The 4,638-nt window shown below is 65.7% G+C and carries 6 protein-coding genes; 5 read left to right on the top strand and 1 reads right to left on the bottom strand.

Features of this window, described 5'->3' with window-relative positions; genetic code table 11:
• Nucleotides 1-186: 186 nt before the first annotated feature.
• The gene (locus E0E00_RS00145; protein ID WP_130810291.1) at nucleotides 187-1,437 is read right to left on the bottom strand and encodes a transposase; all 1,251 of its coding nucleotides are present in this window, start codon (nucleotides 1,435-1,437) and stop codon (nucleotides 187-189) included.
• 236 nt (nucleotides 1,438-1,673) lie between these two features.
• Between E0E00_RS00145 and E0E00_RS00140 the strand changes: the two genes are divergently transcribed.
• The 5 genes from E0E00_RS00140 to E0E00_RS14190 all read left to right on the top strand — a co-directional run.
• Nucleotides 1,674-1,964: a hypothetical protein gene (locus E0E00_RS00140; protein ID WP_130810289.1), complete on the top strand. Its 291-nt coding sequence runs from the start codon at nucleotides 1,674-1,676 to the stop codon at nucleotides 1,962-1,964.
• 28 nt (nucleotides 1,965-1,992) lie between these two features.
• Entirely contained in the window at nucleotides 1,993-3,414 is a 1,422-nt protein-coding gene (locus tag E0E00_RS00135; protein ID WP_130810287.1) for a hypothetical protein, read from the top strand.
• 62 nt (nucleotides 3,415-3,476) lie between these two features.
• On the top strand, nucleotides 3,477-3,602 hold the full coding sequence (locus tag E0E00_RS15110) for a hypothetical protein (RefSeq protein ID WP_256386389.1): 126 nt from the start codon (nucleotides 3,477-3,479) through the stop codon (nucleotides 3,600-3,602).
• A 64-nt stretch (nucleotides 3,603-3,666) separates the two neighbouring features.
• Nucleotides 3,667-4,359 carry a hypothetical protein gene (locus tag E0E00_RS00125; RefSeq protein WP_130810283.1) on the top strand — a complete coding sequence of 231 codons (693 nt, stop codon included), beginning with the start codon at nucleotides 3,667-3,669 and terminating at the stop codon, nucleotides 4,357-4,359.
• Nucleotides 4,356-4,638 (top strand): hypothetical protein (locus tag E0E00_RS14190; RefSeq protein ID WP_165443463.1); only part of this gene is annotated, 283 nt, incomplete at its 3' end. The genes E0E00_RS00125 and E0E00_RS14190, both read left to right, overlap by 4 nt.

Below are 4,638 nucleotides of genomic sequence, written 5' to 3'. Positions count from 1 at the left end.
CGGGCCTGCCACCACTGCCACGTGATCAAGATCACGGGCAAGTCCTACAGGGCGAGGGAGGTGATGGGGCAGGAGGCCCAGCCGCGAGCCCGCGGGGACGCCGGAAGCGGCGACGAATCGCTTGCCTGAGTGGCGAAAGAACATTGGCGCGATTGGCGCCTGAAAGTTGTGCGGATTGGTGATTTCCTAATTGACGCTAACAGCGTCGAGCTCGGACTTCATCACCCCGAGGCTCTCCTCGATCCTCCAGAGCCTGTGGTAGGTGTCGTATATCGCCCTGGGGTCCATCCCGGTCTTCGAGGTCGCGGTCATGTTGTAGCCGGCCACGGCCTTCGCCTTCCTTATCGCCTCGTGGTTGAGCGTGGCCGCGACCTTCATGTCCCCCCTGGCCTCGCCTTCGCCGTCGGCGGGGGAGAACGTGACGTGCCTCGCGCTGTCGCCGTACTCCGACCTCTTCGCGGCTGCCGCCCTGAGCGGCCTGGCCTTCTCCACCTGCCGGCTGATCTCGTACGTCTGCTTCTTCGCGAGGGACGGGCTGTATGTGACGACGCGCCTCTCGGGGAGCTGCGCCTTCCTCCTCCTTCCGCCCTCTCCCTCGAATGCGTACCCGAAGTCGCCGTCCGCCATCTTGTACCGGAACGATGTCCCGCCCTTCCCGTCGGGGACGTCCGTCCAGCCGTCTGCCGAGAGGGCCCATGCGCGCTCCTTCGCGGGGAGCGCCCTCGCCGACTTCGAGAATATGTAGCCGTCCCCTGCGAGCACGGCCTCCGCGATGTTCGCTGCGCAGTCGAGGCCCTTGTCCGCCACCCTCACGGTCCTGCCCGACATGGAATTCCTCTCCCTCATCTGGGCGATGCACCTCCCCAGCTGCGGCCTCTCGCTCTCGTTTCCGGGGAAGAGGCTCATCGCCACGGGGATGCAGTCGGCATCGAGCAGGAGCCCCATCCCGACGATCGGCTCCGGCCTGTGCTCCTTCGAGGGGCCCTTCCCCCTGAAGCCGTCCTCCCGGTCGATCTCGAAGTAGAGGTTCGTGCAGTCGAAGTAGGCCGAGGACATGTCGTGGCCGAAGAGGGCATCCGCGTGGGCGTTGTAGATCTCGACCACCTTCTCGTACTCGTCGCCCAGATAGGCGAGCCCGTCGCAGGGCTGGTCCAGCGTGAAGGATGCATCGATGCCCTCCATCTGGGGCAATACATCGGCGAATGTCCTGAGCTTCGGGCAGGGGGCGACGGCCCTCGCGTAGGCGAGCGAGGAGAGGGGGTCCGAGAGGGAGAAGCGGGATCCCGAGGGCGCCTGGGGCAGCGCCATGTCCTCCGCCGTGCCGAGCGCATCGTCCACGGCCCTGAGCGCGAAGTGCCCGAGGTGCCTCGTGGCGGGGACGTCGGTTATCTCGCGGGCCCCCTCCCCCTCCACGCCGGCCTTCCGCTCGGCGTTCATGCGGGCCACCTCGCGCTTGTAATGGACAGTCGCTGTTCGGAAGGCCCGCCGCCCCTGTGCCGCTCACCGGAGCGGGCCTTCCCAGGCGATGTCCTTACCCTAAAATGATTTCGCACAACGGGGATGCAGCGTGCAGGTCGCGGTGTGTGCGTCGCGGTACACGCACGTAGCACGTATGTTGCGATACGTGCGCACGGTACTGGCGTCACGGCACCCGTCAGGACACGGGAGGGCTCATGTTCGGCGAAGAGATCGTCTCCGATTCCAGCACGGCGGCTAACCAGTCCGACCTCCTCAAGGCCAGCGTTGCCAGCTATGGCTCCTTCTCTCCGGAGACCCTCGCGGACGCCACCGTGGGCGTTCCGGGAAGCGACACCCATGATGCCCTCGCCTCCTCGATCAAGGATGCCATGCATGCGTGGGCCACCCTGGTGTACTCGGACGCAGACGCCATCGAGGCCACGGGCCTCGCCTTCTCGGAGGAGGATGGCACCCTCGCAAGCAAGCTCTTGGGAATCGGCCGCTAGGCAGTGTATTGCTGGGAAGGAGGCGTGGATGAGAGTCGAGAAGAGCCTGCTGATGGATGCCATCGGCACCGAGAACGCCATGCTGGAGAGCAGCCTGGAGGCCTGCGAGCGGCAGATCTCCACGCTCGCAGGCGCACTCAGCGACACGGGCCTCCAGAGCGAGGCGTACTGGGCGATCCGCGAGAGGATCACCACCCTGCGCATCCCCCTCGCCAAGGCGCAGCACAACGTGTTCGAGGCCCTGCACGACGACAACGGCCAGAACTCGGATGCGGTGTCGGCGCTTTCCGAGACGTCCCCGGGCGTGGCGGACACCGACGAGGCCCAGGAGAGGATCTATGCCCTCGAGAGCGCCAACGACGGCTATCGCCGGCAGATCGACGAGGTGGCGGCCCTGGGGCTCGACACAGGGGAGATCGTCGCGGGCTGCCAGCCGCTGATGGAGGCGAACCAGCGGGTCATCGACGAGCTGAACGACGTCATCCTGCAGATCCAGGCGTACGCCGACGCGTCGTCTGGCTACTACTCCGACACAGAAGCCGCCATGCAGACGCTTGCAGCGGCGGACCAGTCACTCACCAGCTGCCTCTCGGGCGGAGGCTACGGAGACCTGAGCTGGGCGGCGACGGCCGCCGCGGAGTATGGGGACTGGCAGGTGGCGGACAGGCTCGGCGTCTCGAAGGCGGACTTCATAGAGATGCAGGTCGAGCAGTTTAACCTGAAAGAGGGTGACGCCGCAATCATGTGGGAGGTCTACGCGAGGCTCTGCGAGAGGTACCCCAAGGCCGACCAGAGCTACATCGACTGGGCGTGGCTCAACCTCATGGGCTCCATCGTTTACGATGACCTGCCATGGAAGCTGACGGCGGGGGAGGTTACCGCCAGCGTACCGAATCCCAGCCCGACTAGCGAGGCGGACAGATACAGGCTGGTCAGCGGCGAGGAGTACTTCACCGAGTTCCTCGGTCTGAGCGAGGCCGACTATGCGACCCTTGTAGCAGAAATCAAAGATCAGAATAGAAACAGAACAGGAGAGCTACGTGCAGACTTCGCACACCAGTGCATTGTCGCCGCCGCGGAGTACGACGTCAGAAGGGGGCCAGCTCTGTTGAGGACCCTTTCTTCTCCGGCGGGGCCCAGGAGCGCGCGCAGTATGCGGGCTGGATGGGCGACTGCGTGCTCATCGGGAACACGAGTGGGTATGCTACGTTTGGGTCCGACGATTACAAGGCCGACCTTGACGCCAACAACATCTCTGTGGCGGCGTTCGATGGAGGGATCTCCTACCAGGCCGCAGCCCGCCAGTACTACTCCGACCTGGATAACCACAGCTATACCCGCGCCACCAGGTTCCTGGAGAACAACGGCGGGTACGACAACGTGGTCAACCAGGTGTATGAGAACCTCTCCAGGTCCAACGACCCTGCCGCCGTTCTCAAGGGGCAGGTGACGGTGTCTGGCCCCGACGTTAGCCGGATCGTCGTCATCCCTGGGGTCTACGGGGCGACGACCGTGACTGAGTACGTTGATCACAGCGTGTCGGAGGAGGTCGAGATCATTGGGCGCTACGAGAAGCTGCGTGACACTTCTGTCTTTCTCGAGGCCCTCAAGAACGGAGACAACGAGCTGCCCGGGTGATGGGTCATTGCCGCTGGCTGACAGCTTCCCACGAATGCGAGCATGTAAGGTCTGGTGATGGCAGATGAGTGACCAAAAACCGAGAGGCCGCATCCGCCGCGCCCTGCTGTGCGTCGCGGGGGCCGTCGCGGCCGCGGCCCTGGGCTGGCTCGCATACGACCACGAGGCGTCGATACGCAACGTCTACGACGAGCTCTACCTGGAGGGGCCGGCAAGCTCGTCCCACCTGGCGCTCCCCGGCAGGGGCGAGGTCTCGCTGCCGGCGGATTTTGTTTCGCGGATGAGCGGCATTGATCGCATCGCTGATAACTACCTAACCTACACCTACGACGGAGACGGGCTTTACGACCTCCTTCACGGAGAGATGTACGAGTCAAAGGGGCTGTACCTGACCTTCTCGTCCTTGCGAGGGGAGCATAAGGTTGAGGTCTACGCAGACAGCGGATTCGCGTACGTATCGGGCGGCAACGGGTACTGCGTCAAGATCAACTGGGCCTACGACCTCGAGACACGCACGCTCGAGAGGAGCACGGAGTTCCTCCGGGACGCCGACGGCCGCGACGACGTGCCAGCCGAGGAGTTCCTCGCGGCCACGGGCCTCACCCGCGAGGACGTGGAGGCCTGGGCGGACAACGCCCTCGACGGCCTCGTGGTGGGGGGCTACCTCGGGGCCAACGAGGGCCGCACGCGCTTCTCCGCCGGCGACGTCGGCGAGCTGACCGTCACCGACGAGACGGACTGGGGGTCGGCGGCATGAGCGGCGGGGCGGACGACAAGGCCAAAGGCGCCGCGACCGCCTTCGGGAGCGCTCGGACCCGGCCGGGCCGCATCCGCCGCGCCCTGCTGTGCGTCGCGGGGGCCGCCGCGGTCGCGGCCGCGGCCCTGAGCTCATCCGTATACGGCCACGAGGCGTCGATACGCAACGTCTACGACGAGCTCTACCTGGAGGGGCCGGCAAGCTCGTCCCACCTGGCGCTCCCCGGCAGGGGCGAGGTCTCGCTGCCGGCGGATTTTGTTTCGCGGATGAGCGGCACCG

It is taken from the genome of Olsenella sp. Marseille-P4559 (assembly GCF_900605015.1).
GTDB lineage: Bacteria > Actinomycetota > Coriobacteriia > Coriobacteriales > Atopobiaceae > Tractidigestivibacter.
Note: the sequence above shows the minus strand (reverse complement) of the source record. Positions and strands in the feature narration are given on the sequence as shown.